We start from the raw sequence: 18,014 nt of genomic DNA, 5'->3' as shown, positions 1-18,014 counted from the left end.
CAAACAGATATGGGGCGGGTTTGAGGTGTTTCAACCCCCGGCGGCGAGAGGAATGCAATTTGTGTGGCCGGAGCCGCGCAGTCTCTTCAACGTGCTGTCAGCAGCAGGGCGATTGTTTAACGGTCCAATGACGACGCGATTCCAGCCGCCGCCGGTAGTGATTCGACTCTCAAATCCTTCGAAAGCCAGCTGGGCACGAACCGATTCGGCCTGATCGGTGCCCTTAAAGGATCCACATTGTACCATCCAGTGTTGAGACTTCTCTTTTGGCACTTCTTTGGGTTTTGCTTCTGCTTTTGGTTGTTGCGCCGTTTGCGGTTGAGCCGCAACCTGATGAGTCGGTTCACGGGTGACAGGAGCAGCCTGCTGTGGACGGTTTTGCGGCAGCATGCGCGTTGTTTGCGGTTGATTTGCCGTTTGGGACTGACTGTGGTTTTGCGCCGCTGATGGCTGCTGTTGCAAACGAGACTGTTGCTGCAATGTGTTTTGCTGCTGCTGATGCAGTGTTTGCTGGCGTTGCAGCGTTTGCTGACGCTGCGCCGGTGTTTGCTCGTTCCACGGCACTTCATTCAGTTGGGTTGGCTGCTGGCGCATATCTGCCTGCATCTGCTCAAGCAATTGACGCTGCTCGTCGGTCAGCTGAGTCTGGGAATGAACTTCGCCGCCCGCAGAAGGTTCGGTTGGGGTCGGCACGGTTATCTGACGGTTTTCCAGCTCTTTGATGTAACGCCAGCGTTCTTCCGGTTTAGGCGGCAGGCCATTGCCTGGCGCTTTATGATCCTGAATTACCGCCGTTTCTTCTTTTTTATGATGAGCAATAAACCACAATCCACCGACGAAGGTCACCAGCACTGCTGCGGCAAGCACCACCATTATCTTTGATACACCTGAACCACCACTGCGCTTTTTACTGCGACTGTTGGTCTTTTTGCGCCGCGTCCCTGTCGAACGCCCGCGGCTAACGTAATCTTTTTGTGCCACTATCGTTCCGCTAATAAACAGTGAAAAAAGTGAGGCCGGAAACTCATCAGCGCTGGCGCGCCCGGTTGTCAGCCCGCCATGTTACTCAAGGGGCGGAGATTTGACCAGCAGCGATGCCATTAAGAATCTACTGAATCTCGATTTCAGCTCTGCAAAACGCTATTAATCGCTTTTATTCCTTTTCGTCGAGTGAGGGGGCGGTGCTGCCACGAATTTTCAGTTCAAAATCTAACAGCCTTGAACCATTGTTAATCATTTTTCCCTGCAACTGTTCCAGCAGCAGGTTCATTGCTTCACGCCCAATGTTAAATCTCGGATGAACGATGGTGGTCAGCTGAGGATCGCTGTAACGAGACAGTTCGATATCATCGAAGCCAATCAAAGAGAGATCCTGAGGTACGCGCAGCCCCATACTCTTTGCCTGAGACATGGCTCCCAACGCCATAATATCACTGTGGCAAAACAGTGCATCGGGTGGGACAGGTAACGCCATTAGCTGTTTCAGTGCCCTTGAGCCTGCGTCAAATGTGAAGTCACCCCGCACAATATAGTGTGGTTCCAGCGAAATGCCATGGCGCTGCAATGCCTGAATATATCCTTGCAGGCGAAACTGGCACAGCGGCATATGATGTGGGCCAGCGATGCAGGCGATACGGCTGTGGCCCAGCTTCAGCAGATGGTTTACCGCCTCAAAGGCCGCGGTCAGATTGTCGATGTGTACAGAGGGCAGATCAAGCTCAGGCGCAAATTCATTCGCCATCACTATCGGAGGCAGATTCTGACGCTCTTCCATACTGCTTTTAAAAGGCAGTTGAGAACCGAGCAGGATCATGCCGTCAATCTGGCGGGTCATCATCAGATTGAGAAAGGATTGCTCATGGTGGTGCTGGTGAGCGCAATCGCCAATCAGCACCAGATAGTCGTGTTGGGATGCCACGACTTCAATCCCCCGAATCATCTCACTGAAAAAGGGATCACAGATATCCGGAACGATTGCCAGAATGGTTTTTGATTCAGTGCGCCTGGCGTTGCGCGCCAGGGTGTGCGGTGAGTAACCGACGGCGATCACCGCCTCTTCCACTTTTTGTCGCGTTGCGGCTGAGACTTTATCCGGGTTCATTAGGGTGCGCGAAACGGTTGCCGTTGACACGCCAGCTTTCTCCGCCACGTCCTTCATGGTGACACCCGTTGTCTCTTGATTCTGCTCCAACCCTACTCTCCTCACGCCAGCCAGAGCTGGCCTGACAATCATTATTCTGGCAACAACGCTACTGTGGCCTGTCCATTGTTAAATATTCCGGCAATGAGATGCTAACGGATGGCGTAACCTAATTTGCATAAAAATTGTGACTTGTGCGACTTTTTTCGATCGCTCTCGCAGCGGTCCTGCACAGCAGGAAAGGTTTTCAGCCTTCCCCGGGATCGACATCCAGCGTCCACTTGACTTTTCTGGCCTGTGGCAGCGTCCCAATCAGCGGCAGCGTATATTTTATCAGCCGTTGTAAATGACCACGCGAAGGATGCTGAAGCAGTAATTGCCAGCGATAACGTCCACCGCGTTTAGGTTGTAGCGCGGGCACAGGCCCCATTACCCAGAACGCGTCATCTTTCAGCGGGCTGGCTTCAAGCAGATTTCGCAGTTGTTGCAGAAACAGCGCTGACTGCTGATTATCATGATCGTCTGAACGAAACAGGGCATGGCTGGTAAAAGGGGGAAGAAATACCGCTTTACGTTCACTGAGTGCCTGCTGTGCAAATGCATCATAGCCCTGATGAAGCAGAGTTTGCAGCAGCGGATGTTCCGGGTGGTGCGTTTGCAGCAGCACTTCACCCTGTTTGCCCGCCCTTCCAGCCCGACCCGCTACCTGGGTATACAGTTGGGCAAACCGTTCGGACGAACGAAAATCAGCAGAAAAAAGCGCGCCATCGACATCCAGCAAAGATACCAGCGTGACATCCGGGAAATGGTGACCCTTAGCCAGCATCTGAGTACCCAGCAGAATGCGTGCGCCGCCACGGTGAACTTCGGCCAGTTGCTGCTCAAGAGCACCTTTGCGGCTGGTGGTATCCCGGTCAATACGTGACAGGGGTATCCCAGGAAACAGCTGACTCAGATTTTGTTCCAGCTGCTCTGTGCCGAGGCCCACCGGCACAAGATGGGTTGAGCCACACTGCGGGCACTGATGTGGAATGGGCCGCTGACTGTCGCAGTGATGGCAGCGCAATTGTCGTTGATGCTGATGGAGTGTGTAATAGCGATCGCAACGCTGGCATTCAGCAATCCAGCCACATTCATGGCACAGCATAGCGGGGGAGTAGCCACGACGATTCAGAAACAACAGCACCTGATTGTCGGCTTTCAGGTGTGTGCCAATTTTTTTCAGCAGCGCTGGCGAAAGGCCGCCCTGAAGCCTGACGCCTTTCAGATCGATCAATTGCTGCGTCGCCTGCCGTGCATTACCGGCGCGCTTGCTGAGCGTTAATTGCCGGTACTTGCCAATCTGCACATTATGCAGCGTTTCCAGCGCCGGTGTCGCCGTGCCCATCACCACGGGGATTTCTTCCTGCTGTGCCCGAAAAACGGCCAGATCGCGCGCCTGATAACGCCAGCCCTCCTGCTGTTTATAAGAGCTGTCATGCTCCTCATCGATAATGATCACGCCCAGACGGGCAAAGGGGGTAAACAGCGCCGAACGGGTGCCAATAACGATAGCCGTTTCGCCGCGATGTGCCCGTAACCAGACTGCCAGACGTTCACTGTCATTCAGGGCGGAGTGCAAAACATCAACCGGGGCATGAAAGCGTTCGCGAAAACGGGCAATGGTTTGCGGTGTCAGACCAATTTCAGGCACCAGCACCAGTGCCTGACTGCCTTTTGCCAGCACATTCTCCAGCACGCTTAAATAAACCTCTGTTTTACCTGAGCCGGTGATGCCTGCGAGTAGCCAGGCTGCAAAATGGTCGTCTTCGCCGCGAATGGCACCCACTGCCATTGCCTGTTCGGTATTCAGCCGCAGACGTTCACCCTTTACCGCATAGTCTTCGCGCCAGTCAGGCTGTTTGACAAAACTTGCCTGCAAATCACACAGGCCTTTGACCCGCAGCGCCTGTAGCGTGGCGTCTGTAATATCGTGCTGGCTGATTTCATGACGATAAAGATTACTCTGGCGCAGGGCTGCCAGTGCCTGTTGTTGCTTAGGCGCACGTTTGAGAGTTTCTGGTGCCGTTGCCCGACCGGTTTCGCTGATAAACCACTGCCACAATGGTGCTTCCTGTGCGGGTTTTCCCTGGCGAAGCAAAACGGGTATGGCATGAAACAGGACTTCGCCTGTCGGGTAATGATAATAATCAGCAGCCCATAGCAGAATGCGCCAGAGTGAGGGCGGATATAATGAGCAGGTATCCAGGACGTCGTATATCGACTTCAGCTGATCCTGTGGCAGGTCACTGCTCTCTGCCAGTCCGACGACAATGCCGATAGCTTTGCGCTTGCCAAAAGGTACGCTTACGCGCGCGCCGGGCACCGTTGCAGGAAGATGCGCAGGCAACAGGTAGTCAAAGTTACGGGCAAGCGGGACGGGCAGTGCGACCTGAACAACACGCATGAATTCATCCGGGTGAAATTATTAGCGGGACAGTGTACACTGTGTCGTTCGCAATGTGCGGATTCGATTGCGGCACGTGGTTAATTTCTGTATAGTTCGCCGCCGTTGATACGTTAAGTGGTATCAGCATACAGCTGTTATTTTTAATCTTCGTGTGGTACCTGTGCAGGAGTGACCTGGCACGGGAGAGCGACACGGCCTTCACTGAGGTTTCCCATGAAAAAAGGTATTCACCCAAATTACGTTGAAGTTACTGCAAAATGTTCTTGTGGTAATGAAATCAAAACCCGCTCAACAGTGGGTCGTGACCTGAACCTGGACGTATGTGGTAACTGCCACCCGTTTTACACTGGTAAGCAGCGTGATGTTGCTACCGGTGGCCGTGTTGACCGCTTCAACAAGCGTTTCAGCATTCCTGGTAGCAAATAAGCTTCCTGAAGGTTACGCGATGACAAGTCCGCTTTAACACTCAGTTTTCTGATGAGGAGCGGATAAAAAACGGGTACTGAATAGCGGCAACTGTTGGATGTAAGCCAGCCAGAAAACCGATATTCGTGCCCGTTTGTTATTTACTTCAGAAGGGTTTTCGCAAAACTTCTTACCAGCCACCAGCCACCAGCCACCAGCCACCAGCCACCAGCCACCAGCCACCAGCCACCAGCCACCAGCCACCAGCCACCAGCCACCAGCCACTTCTCAATGGGTTAGTTACATCAGCCCTGCCAGTAACGTCTGTTCTCCGTCAACGTTCAATGTTATCTGCCGTATTATTAATGGCACAGATTCAGGTTTATCAGGCCTGGCAAAATGTTTCAGTTGAGGTGTTCTTCAGCAACGCAACCGGGGCGAAAAATTCCGTACAGCATGCTGACTGAAAATTAAAGAACGGCACAAGTGTACCGTTCTTAATCTGGTTTCATCACCCAGATTATTGGCCCAAATATATTTGGGCTAAGTTAGCTACAGTGATGAAATAACCTGTTGATACAGTATTACTCTGTGGTGGTTGCATTCAGCGTCACTGTGGGGGCAACAATGTTACCTGCGATATCACTGACGCTGGCTATGGTCGGTGCAGTAATATTGATTGAGGTATCAGCTGACAGCGTTCCTGATGTACACAAGACCAGCCAGGAGCAGGTTTTATTATTGATTTTACCATTGGTGTTGAGTGCCAGAGTATTGCCTTTCAACGTACCATAGTTAGTAATGCTGTTAAGGCCGGTAACGACAAAAGCATCTTCGGCAGTCATTGTGCTGGTATTTTCAAAACTACCAGAATAAACAGTAATATCCTTGCCACTGAACGTAGTCGCGTTTTTAACCGTGTTTGCCACAACGTAAGCGGTTCCTTCCGTGGAAACTGAGCCAGAATTCAGGTTGACCTGATCCGTTGCCAGCAGGCTGACGGCGCTTTTTCCGCTAATGGTGCCCGTATTGGTGACTTTAGTATTGGCTACGGCTGTAAGCGCGTTATCTGCATCGGATGTATACCCGGAACGGAGATACACGGTGCCATCTGAACTGATGGTGCCTTTGTTTTCAATGTCACCTTTATAGGCGATAAGCTGATTGGTGGTGGTTGCATTCAGCGTAGCTTTTTCTGAGTTGGATATTTTACTGCCGGCCGCCGCGCTGAGTATGGCACTGGCATTAACTGTACCGTTATTATTCAAGTCTCCGGACGAAACCAGTTGAATATTTGTGCCAGTCATCGAACCGCTGTTTGTCAGGGTACCGCCGGAAGATGCGATGAGATTGGTGGTGGCTTTCAATGATCCTGAGTTGATCAGCGTACCATTGGTGGAAATCTGCATATTGTCAGCGGTTAGCGTACCATTGTTATTAACACCGACTCCCGTTTTGGTGCTTTGCAACAGAATGACACCCGCTGTCACCCCACCCAACGCGCTGACATCAATACCGTTTACTAAAAATGCGTGAGATCCGTCGGCGGTGACCATGTCGGTGGTGCTGTCATAGGTATACTTCCCTGCGATAGCCCTGAGAGTTCCCGAGGTAATCTGACCGTTAATACGTACATTTTCAGCCAGAATATCCGTATAGCTGTCAGTATTTGTTAACCCACTACCGTTAACGGTGACGGTTCCTTTCTGAACGTTAAAGCCCGTCAGCGCGCCGTCGTATAATACGGGCGTACCGGTAGTCAGCGTTGCCCGGCTGGCATTAACAAAGCTACAGCCCGTGCAGGTGATGCCATTTGGATTGGCGATAATAACGTCGGCAGCAGTACCGCCAACCTCAATAAAGCCTTTTAATGTACTGGCTTTATTGGAAATAACTTCGTTCAGAATAACTTTTGCAGCCGCATCCAGGTTGTTATTTTTGGCGATGTTACCACTATCACGAATCAAATCAGCGGTACTGTTGTTCAGCACCATCCCTTTATCGCTGACGTTAAAATCTGACCACATGTTGTGAGAAAGACCGTTGGTATCAGCTTTGTTGATGTTCACCACGGTAGATCCATTGAGATGCGTGTAGGTGGCTGGATCCGCTAAAGCAACCTGTGACATCATGGCAACCGAAGTGGCTAAAAAAACCAGGTTAAATTTATGCATTTTCATTTTTAATCCTTTAATAACATTCCTGATAATAGTGAGTATTGCAATAATCAGAGCTAACAATAAATTGCTATTGTTTTTTTGACCTCCTTAATTTTTAATATTTCCAGTACAGAGAAAAACCTAAATTCAAAGGATCAGTATGGAGCCCCTGAGGTTTATAGAGTGGCGCGCCGAAAAAAAAGTCATAATGGGTATTCCAGAGCCGACCGCGCAACCCCGCGACGCTACCTGTGAGCGTTCTACCAGAATAATATTGCTGGCTGTAATCACCAATGACCTGGCCGAAATCGATCCCCAGATAAGGCTGATAGCTTTTCCCAGCGAATACCCAGCTTAAGTCATTACTAAAAAACCATCCCTGGTTATCCTGTAAATTATTTTCGCCATTAAAACCTCTGACTGTCCAGCGGTTACCCAGCGAATAACGATCCAGTGATGATAAGGTATCCGGTGACAATTGCAGGTTAAATCGCGGAGAGTAATTTAGTATTTGCCCCAACAGAGAGAAGTTCATTGAACCCTGAAGGTCAAGCGTAATAATCCGTCCTGCACTGTCGATCAGGCCATATTGCTGTTCCACGGTTTTGCTGCTGGAAAACCAGGGCATTTTCTTTTGATAGCTGAGGCTGGCAGAAACAGCGGCGTTATCGAAATAATGCTGATGCTGGAGGCGAACTTTCCATCCGGCATTTCTCTTATGCATACTGGTCAGTTCATAGTCATTATAATAGTAATGCGTGCCTGCGTTAAAAATCTGCAATTCAACGATGGATTTTTGATGAACGGTATGGGACAGCAGGCGACTGATTTGGGTGCTGAAATAATAGTTTTTGTTATTCAGCATCCAGTCCAGACTGTTTCCTTCAATATGTTGTTTGTAGCGACTCTGGCTGGCATACAAATCCATCCACCAAAATCCAAAGGGAACCGAGTAGCCAATTGACTGATTGTTATTACCTTCAGGTTTATTACGGTGGTTAAGGTCATGACCTGCTGAGATAAACAAGGTGTCACTGAGTGAGGTCACATTATTAAGATATAATGCCCCGCCAGCCTGATAGCGCCCTGTGGATTCATTGCCGGCATCATCCATCCATGCACTGACCTGCCAGTATTTATCCTGATAGCGATTAATCAGAATCTCGCTCTCACCCTTTCTTTCCCCGGGAATGACATTGAGCCTGACCTGCGAGCCAGCAACGTGCTGTAAATTAAAACTCCCCTGTTCCAGCTCACTCAGGCTCAGCAGATCACCTTCGCGAAAAGGCAAGGTTGTTTTCAGGTTGATATAGTTAGAGCCTCCTTCTTTCAGGCGGATTTTGCTGATCTTGCCGGCATTAATATCAAAGTACAGCTCTCTTTTATTCAGATCCTGCTCGGGAAGATTTATTCGCGTAGTGATGTAACCCAAACGGATGATTTCATCTTGCAGCACTTTTGTTAATAGTCTGATGCCTTTAATACCCAGGCATTTCCCCTGAGCCTGATGGGTAAAGTAATCCAGTGTTCTTAAATTCAAAGTTGAGTTATCTTTTTTCCAGCTTACCTTATCAATTACGTAACAAGTCTTCTCATCTGGGAAATGGATTATTTCTTTGTTGGTTTCTTGTTTTGTTGAGCGTTCACCTCTTTCGGTCTTCAGTAATTTTTCTTTGCGATTTTTATCCTGTTCAATCTGATTAATGGACTGATCGTGAAGTGATTTTATGGCATTTTCTGTTGGTGCTTCTGCTGCTTGTGTTTCTGTATTCAGGGAAAAAAGAATAATAATGAAAACAGGCATCATCGTTCGGATGCTTAAAAAACTATCCATGTGAAATTCCGTTTTTTTTAAATTTTATTTAAGTTGGCAGTATACTTTATTATTAATAAGGCGGGCAATATAGCGATGATGTATTTTACTGGTTTTTTTATCTGACAATTAATAGCGGTTTTTTTACAGGTTTTTCGGTAATTTCTGAATCACCAATTGATTCTAATCTCAACAGAATATAAAGGAAAAGCAACTGGCAGCAATTATTGAGATACGCTTTTGCTGCCAGAGTTGAACAACGCCCGATGCGTCAGTATTCCCAGGTATCGGGATCGACACCCATCTCCCGCATGATGGCTTTTGCATCCTCGGGGATCTCATCACCGCGTTCCTTCCGCAGATCAACGTCATCCGGCAGTGGTTGACCGGTGAAAGCATGTAAAAAAGCTTCACACAGCAGCTCACTGTTGGTGGCATGGCGGAGGTTGTTAACCTGACGGCGAGTACGCTCGTCGGTCAGGATTTTCAGTACTTTTAACGGAATGGATACCGTAATCTTTTTAACCTGTTCGCTCTTTTTACCGTGCTCAGCGTAAGGGCTGATATATTCGCCGTTCCATTCAGCCATGGGTTACCTTAGTTATCATTAAAATTGAAAATGCCAAAATTCTGCTAATTATGCCTGAAGTTTGTGCTTGTCACACTGCACTGGCGTTACTTCCTGTTGGCCTGAACGGCACAATATTAACGGTTATTGGCGGTTTGCTCAATCTGTACGCAAAGACATTTAGATGTCCAGATGTGTTGACGTCTATTTTTGCACTGATATGCTTAAGCTCACTCTTCGTTCTGCTTCAGGAATTTAAAACACCATGACTCGTAAACAGGCAACAATCGCCGTTCGCAGCGGTTTGAATGATGACGAACAGTATGGCTGCGTTGTTCCACCTATTCATCTTTCCAGTACTTATAACTTCACTGATTTCAATCAGCCACGCGCACATGACTATTCCCGGCGCGGCAATCCGACCCGGGATGTCGTTCAGCGTGCGCTGGCTGAACTGGAAGGTGGGGCTGGTGCGGTGATGACCAACACCGGCATGTCAGCGATTCATCTGGTCTGTACCGTATTCCTGAAGCCCGGCGATCTGCTGGTGGCACCGCACGATTGCTATGGTGGCAGTTATCGTTTATTTGACAGTCTGAGTAAACGCGGGGCTTACCGTGTCAGGTTTGTTGATCAGGGTGATGATGCGGCTCTGAAAGCGGCGCTGGCTGAAAAACCCAGCCTGGTACTGATCGAAAGCCCCAGCAACCCATTGCTGCGCGTCGTGGATATTGCGGCTATCTGTAAAGCGGCCAGCGAAGCTGGAGCAATAAGCGTGGTAGACAATACCTTCCTTAGTCCGGCGCTGCAAAACCCTCTGGCGTTGGGCGCGGACCTGGTCCTGCACTCCTGCACCAAATACCTGAATGGCCATTCTGATGTGGTGGCAGGTGCGGTAATAGCGAAAGATCCGGCTCATGTTACTGAACTGGCGTGGTGGGCGAATAATATTGGCGTGACGGGTGCCGCTTTTGACAGCTACCTGCTGCTGCGTGGTTTACGAACGTTGGCACCGCGTATGGCTGCTGCGCAACGTAATGCGCTGGCCATTGTTGATTACCTTAAGCAGCAACCATTGGTGAAAAAGTTGTATCATCCTTCCCTGGCGGAAAATGCAGGTCATCAGTTTGCGGTACGCCAGCAAAAGGGCTTTGGTGCGATGCTGAGTTTTGAGCTGGACTGTGATGAGCAAACCTTGCGTCGTTTCCTGAAAGCGCTGCAACTTTTCACTCTGGCAGAATCTTTAGGTGGGGTGGAAAGTCTGATTTCTCACACCGCGACCATGACGCATGCCGGTATGTCAGCTGAAGCCCGCGCTGCGGCAGGAATTTCAGAAACGCTGCTGCGTATTTCTGTGGGTATTGAAGATCACGAAGATTTAATCGCCGATTTGGATAATGCATTCCGGATCGCGGCGGAGAGGTAAGCATGAGTCAGTCAGCAGTGGCAGCAGGAACGCGTCAGTTGCATAAATTTGGTGGCAGCAGTCTTGCTGATGCCAAATGTTATTTGCGTGTTGCCGGGATTATGGCGGAATACAGCCAGCCCGGCGATATGATGGTTGTTTCAGCTGCGGGAAGCACCACCAATCAGTTAATCAACTGGCTGAAACTGAGCCAGAGCGATCGGTTATCCGCCCATCAGGTCCAGCAGGCGCTGCGGCGCTATCAAAGCGAGCTGATTAACAGCTTGCTGCCCGGTGACGCGGCGGAGGTGTTGATTGCCACCTTTTATTCAGGATCTGGAAAAGCTGGCCGCGCTGCTGGATGGCAAAATAACCGAAGCGGTATATGCCGAAGTGGTAGGGCATGGTGAAATCTGGTCTGCTCGTCTGATGTCAGCGGTATTAAATATGCGTGATATCGCGGCAACCTGGTTGGATGCCCGTGATTTTCTGCGCGCAGAGCGGGCTGCTCAGCCGCAGGTGGACGAAGCAAAGTCCAGGCCGTTATTACACCAACTGATTGCCCGGCATCCAGACCAGCGTCTGGTGGTCACCGGCTTTATCAGTGGGAGTGATGCTGGTGAAACGGTGCTGCTGGGGCGCAATGTTAGTGACTACTCAGCCACGCAGATTGGCGCGCTGGCGGGTGTGTCACGTGTGACCATCTGGAGCGACGTGGCCGGGGTATACAGTGCTGATCCACGCAAGGTTAAAGATGCCTGTCTGCTGCCTTTATTGCGTCTGGATGAGGCCAGCGAACTGGCTCGCCTGGCGGCTCCGGTATTGCACACCCGCACTTTGCAACCCGTTTCCGGCAGCGATATCGATTTGCAACTGCGTTGCAGCTATCAGCCGGAGCATGGCTCCACCCGCATTGAACGTGTGCTGGCTTCCGGAACCGGAGCCAGAATTGTCACCAGCCACGATGATGTCTGCCTGATTGAGTTCCAGCTTTCGCCGCAGCATGATTTTGCTGCCCTGCAAAAAGAGGTTGATCACCTACTGAAACGGGCACAGCTTCGTCCTCTGGCAACCGGCGTGCATCCTGACCGCAATCTTTTACAGCTGTGTTATACCTCCGAAGTGGTGAGCAGTGCGCTGGCACTGTTGCAGGACGCGGCAATGCCGGGCCGTCTCCAGCTGCGTGAGGGGATGGCGCTGGTCGCCCTGGTGGGCGCCGGAGTTTGCCGTAATCCGCTGCACAGCCACCGTTTCTGGCAACAGTTGCAGGATCAGCCCGTAGAGTTTATCTGCCAGTCGGAAGAGGGTATCAGCCTGGTGGCGGTACTGCGCGTTGGTCCCACAGAGCATCTGGTGCGTGGTCTGCATCACTCCTTGTTCCGCGCAGAAAAGCAGGTTGGCCTTGTGCTGTTTGGTAAAGGCAATATTGGTTCACGCTGGCTGGAGCTGTTTGCGCGTGAGCAGGGTTCGCTTTCGGCCCGTACCGGTTTTGAATTTATTCTGGCAGGGGTGGTGGACAGCCGCCGCAGCCTTCTCAGCTATGAAGGTCTGGATGCCAGCCGTGCGCTGGCTTTTTTTGAAGATGAAGCGCTTGAACGGGATGAAGAAAGCCTGTTTTTATGGATGCGCGCGCATCCGTTCGACGATCTGGTGGTGCTGGATGTCACCGCCAGCGAGCGTCTGGCGGCACAGTATCTGGATTTTGCCAGCCACGGATTCCATGTGATTGGTGCTAATAAATTGGCCGGAGCCGCCAGCGGCGATAGCTATCGGCAAATTCGGGATGCCTTCGCCAAAACGGGACGTCAGTGGTTGTATAACGCCACCGTCGGAGCCGGGTTGCCGGTGAATCACGCCGTGCGCGACCTGCGGGAAAGTGGCGACACCATTCTGGCGATCAGCGGAGTGTTTTCCGGAACGCTCTCCTGGCTGTTTTTACAATATGACGGTACGGTGCCTTTCACCGAGCTGGTCGATCAGGCCTGGCAGCAGGGATTGACCGAGCCTGACCCTCGGGTCGATCTGTTGGGCCAGGATGTGATGCGCAAGCTGGTGATCCTTGCACGTGAAGCGGGTTACGACATTGAGCCAGACCAGGTGCGGGTTGAGTCACTGGTGCCAAAAAGTTGCGAGGGTGAATCAATCGATCACTTCTTCGAAAACAGCGAAGTGCTTAACGAGCAGATGAAGCAGCGGTTTGAAGCGGCACAGGAGATGGGATTGTTACTGCGTTATGTGGCGCGTTTCGATGCCAACGGCAAAGCGCGTGTTGGCGTGGAAGCCGTAAGGGATGACCATCCACTGGCCTCCCTGTTGCCGTGCGACAATGTTTTTGCCATTGAAAGCCGCTGGTATCGGGACAATCCCCTGGTCATCAGAGGACCAGGCGCAGGGCGGGACGTCACGGCTGGTGCAATCCAGTCCGATATTAACCGTCTGGCGCATCTGCTTTAACCTGACCCGGGCCGGAATTCTCCGGCCCATTGAATTTCAACGCCTTCCTTCCCCAGATGAAATTCCCTCAACTTTGCTGAGAATTTGTCACGAAAGTTCCGCATTTATTCGTTGACTGAAAAGGCTTAACCCTGCATTTTGAATGTCTGGACGTCTAAACGTATGGATGTTCAATTCGACAAATTATTAACTGAGCGATCGATGAGGGAAGCCATGAGTTTTTTCCATGTTAATCAGCGCGAGGTGCTGAACCAGAGTCTGGCCGAGCTGAACGGACAAATTAATGTCTCATTTGAGTTCTTTCCGCCACATACCAACGAAATGGAACAGACGCTGTCGGCTTCAATTGATCGCCTCAGTAGTCTGAAACCGAAGTTTGTGTCGGTCACCTATGGGGCTAACTCCGGTGAGCGTGACCGCACCCACAGCATTATCAAAGGAATTAAAGATCGTACCGGGCTGGAGGCAGCACCGCATCTGACCTGTATTGATGCCACCCGCGATGAGCTGCGTACGATTGCCCAGGATTATTGGGATAATGGTATTCGTCATATCGTGGCGCTGCGTGGCGATCTGCCGCCGGGCGCGGGCAAACCTGAAATGTACGCAGCCGATCTGGTCGCGCTACTGCGCGAGGTAGGGGATTTTGACATTTCCGTTGCCGCCTATCCGGAAGTGCACCCGGAGGCCAAAAGCGCCCAGTCTGATTTAATCAACCTGAAGCGAAAAATAGATGCCGGGGCGACCCGCGCTATTACCCAGTTTTTCTTTGATGTGGAGGGCTATCTGCGCTTTCGCGATCGTTGTGTTATCGCCGGAATTGATGTGGAAATTGTGCCGGGCATTCTGCCGGTGTCGAACTTCAGGCAGTTGCAGCGTTTTGCTGCCCTGACCAACGTCCGTGTGCCCGGTTGGATGAACAGCATGTTTGCCGGACTGGATGATGATCCTGAAACCCGCAAAATGGTGGGCGCGAATGTTGCTATGGATATGGTGAAGATCCTCAGCCGTGAAGGAGTAAAAGACTTCCATTTTTATACCCTGAATCGTGCGGAGCTAAGTTACGCCATTTGTCACACGCTGGGCGTTCGCCCGGAGAAAAGTGCGCAACCGTCGATGGCGGCCAGTGAACATTAAGAGCCTGGCCCCTCAGGGCTATTACTTGCCATTTTGCACCTGGGCACTGCCCGAAATTCTCACGTACTGCGTGTACGCTCCGGTTTCTGCACGCTGTCCTTGTCCAGACTGGCTGCGACAATAACGTCTGGTGGGACAGGCTCTGACGGAAGTTTATTATCAGCCAGCTGCGAAAAGGAATTTTATAATATTTACAGAGCTCTGTTGATTAATTGGGTAGCTGCTTTATGGTGCGAAAAGGATTATTCATCCGGTCCTCTGTTAACAGATGATATTTTTCTGATAATTAATTAAATTTACCGTGCTGAAAATTATAAATATCAGTTTTTAATCAGTACGTTACACAACTTCTGGCTTTTTTAAGCAGCCGCTTCAGTAATAAATAAAAATCAGCCAGACAAATCCTTTTTCCTGAAAAAGAAATAATGGCGCAGAGAAATGATATTAATCTTTACTGGCTGATGTCATAAAACGAGAAGCTGATAACACGCTGGTCATTGCGTAATAGAAATTTTTTCTGAATATGCAGTCACATCTGGCAAAGTGACATTATTTTAAAAGCAGCGTTTGTGTCCCTCCCAGGACACAAACGCATCATATTATTTAGCCCGTATTACGCATCCCCGCCGCAACACCGGCAATGGTCACCATCAGCGCCTGCTCAACACGCGCATCTGGCTCACCGCCGCTGGCTTCCTGCTGGCGGGAGCGGTGCAGCAGTTCAGCCTGGAGCACATTAAGCGGGTCAGTGTAGACATTACGTAAAGTGATGGACTCTGCAATCCACGGTTGATCGGCCATCAGATGGGCATCGTTAGCAATGGTCAGCACCGCCTTAATATCAGAATCCAGCTGATCGCGCAGCTGTTTACCCAGCGGCCACAACTCTTTATCGACCAGACGTTGATCGTAGTATTCGGCCAGCCACAGATCGGCTTTCGAGAAGACCATCTCCAGCATCCCCAGCCGGGTAGAGAAGAATGGCCAGTCGCGGCACATCGCTTCCAGCTGGTTCTGATGACCGGCGGCCATCGCTTTTTGCAGCGCGGCCCCGGCTCCCAACCAGGCCGGGAGCATCAGGCGGTTCTGCGTCCATGCAAAGATCCACGGAATGGCGCGCAGTGATTCGACGCCACCGGTCGGACGGCGTTTCGCCGGACGTGAACCCAATGGCAGTTTGCCCAGTTCCTGTTCCGGGGTGGCTGAACGGAAGTAGGGCACAAAGTCTTTATGCTCACGCACATAGCCACGGTACATCTCGCAGGAGTCCTTCGACAGCTGGTCCATAATATCGCGCCACTGTGGTTCCGGCTCTGGCGGAGGCAGCAGGTTGGCTTCAAGGATAGCGCCGGTATACAGCGACAGACTGCTGATCGTCACCTCTGGCAGACCATATTTAAAGCGGATCATTTCACCCTGCTCGGTGACGCGCAGGCCACCTTTCAGGCTGCCCGGCGGCTGTGAAAGCAGCGCTGCGTGAGCCGGTGCGCCGCCACGGCCAATCGTGCCGCCGCGCCCGTGAAACAGAGTCAGGGCGATACCGGCTTTTTCACAGGTTTTGATCAGGGCATCCTGCGCCTGATATTGCGCCCAACTGGCCGCCATCACCCCGGCATCTTTGGCGGAGTCAGAATAGCCAATCATTACCATCTGCTTACCCTGGATAAAACCACGATACCAGTCAATGCTGAGCAGCTGGCTCATGACATCGTTGGCGTTGTTCAGGTCATCCAGCGTTTCGAACAGGGGAGCAACCGGCATGGCGAAGGGGATGCCAGCTTCTTTCAGTAACAGATGAACGGCGAGAACGTCCGATGGCGTTTTTGCCATTGAGATGACATAGGCCGCGACCGATCCTTTCGGGGCCTCGGCGGCGACGCGGCAGGTATCCAGCACTTCCTGCGTCTCATCGCTGGGTTGCCAGTTGCGTGGCAGCAACGGACGCTTCGAATTGAGCTCGCTAATCAGGAAAGCCTGTTTATCCGCTTCTGACCAGCTGGCATAGTCGCCCAGCCCCAGATAACGGGTGACTTCGGCAATAGCATCGGTATGCCGGGTGCTCTCCTGACGAATATCGATGCGCACCAGCGGCACGCCGAAACATTTGACACGGCGCAGCGTATCCAGCAACTGTCCGTTGGCAATGATCCCCATCCCACAGGCCTGTAGCGACTGATAGCAGGCATACAGCGGGTCCCACAGCTGATCGTTGTTGATCAACAAATCGGCAGGGCGAGCCGGACGTTCTCCCTTCAGACGTTGCTCAAGATAAGCCTGCGTGCTCATCAACTGCGTACGCAGCTTTTTCATGATCTCGCGATAGGGTTCCTGAGCGTCGGGGTTGCCGCACAGCTCCCATACTTCCTGCGTGCATTCCGACATCGACAGTTCGGAGACCAGCACGGCGATATCACGCAGAAAAAGATCGGTGGCTTTCCAGCGGCTCAGTTGCAGCACGTGGCGGGTTATTTTTGCTGTGACGTTTGGATTACCATCGCGATCGCCGCCCATCCACGAGGTGAACTGCACGGGGACAAAATCCACCGGCAGTTTGACGCCAAAACAGGCTTCGACCTGTTCATTCAGCTCGCGCAGAAAGTTGGGTACGCCTTCCCACAGACTGTTTTCCACTACCGCAAAGCCCCATTTGGCCTCATCAACCGGAGAGGGACGATATTTACGAATTTCATCGGTATGCCAGGCCTGGGCCACCAACTGACGCAGACGGCGCATGATCAGTGAACGATCATAATCAGAGAGATCGTTATGATCGAGTTGCTTTAAGCAACTGTTCACCTCGACCAGCTTGTGAATAAGCGTTCGGCGGGTGATTTCTGTTGGGTGAGCGGTGAGCACCAGCTCAAGAGAGAGTGACTCAATAGCTTCACGAATTTTCTCTTCGGTCAGGTCGGGATGTTGTTTCAGACGCTCAAAAGCGTTGGTCAGCATTTCCGGGTGGTTAGCCCTTTCGCCTTTCGGTGAAATCGTATGATACTGCTCTGCGACGTTGGTCAGATTAAGAAACTGGCTGAATGCGCGGGCGACGGGTAACAGTTCATCATTGGAGAGATTTTGCAGCGTTGACAGCAATTGCTGCCTGTGAGCGTCATTTCCTGCACGGGATGACTTTGAAAGCTTTCGGATGGTTTCCACCCGATCAAGAATGTTTTCACCTAATGCATTCTTGATAGTATCCCCGAGTAGTTTACCGAGCATACTGACATTACTTCGCATTGCGGAATATTGTTCGTTCATATGGCCCCTGATACCCTTCTTGTTTAATGCTCTTCACTTTTCAGGCCGCAGTAAGGCAGGCTGGATGCTTATCCCTCTCGCTTTGCTGTGAAAAGCGTCCTGGAATCCGCGTGGTTATCCTGTTCCTGCTTTCTGAAATCTTATGAGCGCGTCGCTGTTGATGGCATAACTTTGCCTTTTATCTAGCCACGTTCATTTCCATTCGTCAATTGAGTTAAATTTGCATTAT

10 protein-coding genes and 1 pseudogene are annotated in these 18,014 nt (G+C 51.2%); 4 read left to right on the top strand and 7 right to left on the bottom strand.

Translation table 11 applies throughout. The features are described from left to right. Positions 1 to 30 precede the first annotated feature (30 nt). The 3 genes from ftsN to priA all read right to left on the bottom strand — a co-directional run bounded on the left by ftsN (position 31) and on the right by priA (position 4,586). Positions 31 to 981, bottom strand: a complete 951-nt coding sequence (gene ftsN, locus AC3RPL_RS17995; RefSeq protein WP_490741034.1) for a cell division protein FtsN — start codon at positions 979 to 981, stop codon at positions 31 to 33. 172 nt (positions 982 to 1,153) lie between these two features. Then, the gene (cytR, locus tag AC3RPL_RS17990; protein ID WP_490741033.1) at positions 1,154 to 2,191 is read right to left on the bottom strand and encodes a DNA-binding transcriptional regulator CytR; all 1,038 of its coding nucleotides are present in this window, start codon (positions 2,189 to 2,191) and stop codon (positions 1,154 to 1,156) included. A 196-nt stretch (positions 2,192 to 2,387) separates the two neighbouring features. Next, positions 2,388 to 4,586: a primosomal protein N' gene (priA, locus tag AC3RPL_RS17985; protein WP_490741032.1), complete on the bottom strand. Its 2,199-nt coding sequence runs from the start codon at positions 4,584 to 4,586 to the stop codon at positions 2,388 to 2,390. Positions 4,587 to 4,802: 216 nt separating this feature from the next. Here priA and rpmE point away from each other — a divergent pair, with 216 nt between their 5' ends. Next, positions 4,803 to 5,015, top strand: coding sequence for a 50S ribosomal protein L31 (gene rpmE / locus AC3RPL_RS17980; RefSeq protein ID WP_034935277.1), 213 nt, complete (start codon positions 4,803 to 4,805; stop codon positions 5,013 to 5,015). 563 nt (positions 5,016 to 5,578) lie between these two features. Here the strand turns inward: rpmE and AC3RPL_RS17975 are convergent. The 3 genes from AC3RPL_RS17975 to metJ all read right to left on the bottom strand — a co-directional run bounded on the left by AC3RPL_RS17975 (position 5,579) and on the right by metJ (position 9,555). Further along, on the bottom strand, positions 5,579 to 7,174 hold the full coding sequence (locus AC3RPL_RS17975) for a filamentous hemagglutinin N-terminal domain-containing protein (RefSeq protein ID WP_490741031.1): 1,596 nt from the start codon (positions 7,172 to 7,174) through the stop codon (positions 5,579 to 5,581). 94 nt (positions 7,175 to 7,268) lie between these two features. Then, entirely contained in the window at positions 7,269 to 8,693 is a 1,425-nt protein-coding gene (locus AC3RPL_RS17970; RefSeq protein WP_490741030.1) for a ShlB/FhaC/HecB family hemolysin secretion/activation protein, read from the bottom strand. Positions 8,694 to 9,237: 544 nt separating this feature from the next. Further along, positions 9,238 to 9,555, bottom strand: a complete 318-nt coding sequence (metJ, locus tag AC3RPL_RS17965) for a met regulon transcriptional regulator MetJ (RefSeq protein WP_034935279.1) — start codon at positions 9,553 to 9,555, stop codon at positions 9,238 to 9,240. 244 nt (positions 9,556 to 9,799) lie between these two features. On the opposite strand from metJ, the gene metB reads away from it, so the two are divergent. The 3 genes and pseudogenes from metB (at position 9,800) to metF (ending at position 14,530) form a co-directional block, all read left to right on the top strand. After that, a complete protein-coding gene (gene metB / locus AC3RPL_RS17960) occupies positions 9,800 to 10,960 on the top strand; it encodes a cystathionine gamma-synthase (RefSeq protein WP_367168478.1) in 1,161 nt (386 codons plus the stop codon). A gap of 2 nt (positions 10,961 to 10,962) precedes the next feature. Next, positions 10,963 to 13,393 (top strand): annotated as a pseudogene (locus tag AC3RPL_RS17955) (bifunctional aspartate kinase/homoserine dehydrogenase II). A 213-nt stretch (positions 13,394 to 13,606) separates the two neighbouring features. Continuing rightward, positions 13,607 to 14,530, top strand: a complete 924-nt coding sequence (metF, locus tag AC3RPL_RS17950) for a methylenetetrahydrofolate reductase (protein ID WP_034935284.1) — start codon at positions 13,607 to 13,609, stop codon at positions 14,528 to 14,530. A gap of 603 nt (positions 14,531 to 15,133) precedes the next feature. On the opposite strand, the gene ppc is transcribed toward metF, so the two are convergent. Next, the gene (gene ppc, locus AC3RPL_RS17945) at positions 15,134 to 17,785 is read right to left on the bottom strand and encodes a phosphoenolpyruvate carboxylase (RefSeq protein WP_490741029.1); all 2,652 of its coding nucleotides are present in this window, start codon (positions 17,783 to 17,785) and stop codon (positions 15,134 to 15,136) included. Positions 17,786 to 18,014: the final 229 nt, after the last annotated feature.

The organism is Erwinia papayae (genome assembly GCF_058241465.1).
Note: the sequence above shows the minus strand (reverse complement) of the source record. Positions and strands in the feature narration are given on the sequence as shown.